Source organism: Caloramator sp. CAR-1 (assembly GCF_030546345.1).
GTDB classification, from domain to species: Bacteria; Bacillota; Clostridia; order Clostridiales; family Caloramatoraceae; genus Caloramator; species Caloramator australicus.
This window is the reverse complement of sequence record NZ_JAUONW010000057.1, coordinates 1-1,487: the sequence shown is the minus strand read 5'-3', so window position 1 is coordinate 1,487 and position 1,487 is coordinate 1. Positions and strand designations below refer to the sequence as shown.

1 protein-coding gene and 1 pseudogene are annotated in these 1,487 nt (G+C 29.6%); both read right to left on the bottom strand.

Annotation, left to right across the window (positions count from 1 at the left end; genetic code table 11):
• A pseudogene (locus Q3V94_RS13575) lies at positions 1-111 on the bottom strand (16S rRNA (adenine(1518)-N(6)/adenine(1519)-N(6))-dimethyltransferase); the annotation flags it as partial.
• Between the two features lie 124 nt (positions 112-235).
• Positions 236-1,306: an IS200/IS605 family element RNA-guided endonuclease TnpB gene (tnpB, locus tag Q3V94_RS13570; protein ID WP_303528532.1), complete on the bottom strand. Its 1,071-nt coding sequence runs from the start codon at positions 1,304-1,306 to the stop codon at positions 236-238.
• Positions 1,307-1,487 lie beyond the last annotated feature (181 nt).

Sequence of the window (1,487 nt, the reverse complement as noted above, 5' to 3'; positions counted from 1 at the left end):
GATAATCTTTTTTAATATATTTTCATCTATCAAAAAGTTTTGCCCAAGGTTTTTGTTGAATTTAAACTCAAAATATTTAACTATCTCCATGGTTTTACTCTTTAGTCCCATCTAATTTCACCTCTATTTTYAGTGAACTACCCCCACTTATAGAAGTGGTGGCTTCGTGGTCAAGGTAACTTCTGTTACCAGATTACCCACGCTCAAAGGGCTGTTCCTTCCCCATATATACCAATCACATGGCTAATTTTAGCAAATTCTTGCTTGCATTTATATCTCTATCATGAACTGCACCACACTTTGGACATTTCCATTCTCTCAATGCTAAATTCTTTACATCAGGATTTTTATATCCACATTCACTACATGTTTGACTTGATGCATAATTTTGTGGTGCTATTATTATTTCTCTGCCATACCATCTTGCTTTATATTCTAACATCCTTCTAAATTCTGCCCATGATACTTCTGTTATTGCTTTGGCTAATTTATGATTTTGTTGCATATTCTTTACCTGTAAATCTTCTAAAACTATCACTTGGTTTTCGTGTATAATTTTAGAAGATAATTTGTGAAGAAAATCTTTTCTTTGATTTGATATTTTTTCGTGTAGTTTTGCAAGTTTTTGTCTTGTCCTTTCATAGTTTTTACTTTGCTTTTGCTTTCTTGATAATGATTTTTGTATAATTTTAATTCTTTTTTCTGTTTTTCTTAACCATTTTGGATTTTCTACCTTTGTTCCATCAGATAAAATAGCAAATTCTTTAATTCCTAAATCTATACCTACTTTTTTATCTATTTTAGGTAATTCTTTAATTTCTTCTTCTACAAGTATAGAAGCATAATATTTGCCTGTTGGCGTTTTTGATATAGTTACGGATTTAATTCTTCCTTCAAATTGTCTGTGTTGTTTTATTTTTATTTTTGTCTTTAACTTTGGAACTTTTAGATAACTACCTTCAAGTGTTACTGTCCCATTTTGATTATTTGTAGTATAAGACTGGTAACCTTTCTTTTTCTTGAACTTTGGAAAGGCTGTTTTTTTATCTCTAAAGAAATTTTTATATGCTTTTTCTAAATTAAGTTGTGCGTTGGAAAGTGCAAGACTATCTACTTCTTTTAGAAAAGAATATTCTTTTTTATATTGTGCAGGTGTATTGTTTAGCATTTCTCCTGTTTTTTTATAGTATTCTATTTTGTCATGTAGCATTTTGTTGTATATAAATCTTACACAACCAAATACTTTAGCAAAATATTCTTCTTGTTCTTTTGTTGGATATATCCTGTATTTATAAGCCTTTAGCAAAATTACACCTCCTTCCTGTAATACTGATTATATCATAAAAAAGAATTTATCAATCAACATTCATCACCCACTTATAGAAGTGGGCGACTTCTGTTACTCTTTAGTTAAATACTTTATAGTCTCAAGATCTTTTTCATATTGTTCTTCGGTATATTCACCCCATGGAATCTCATGCTGTCTT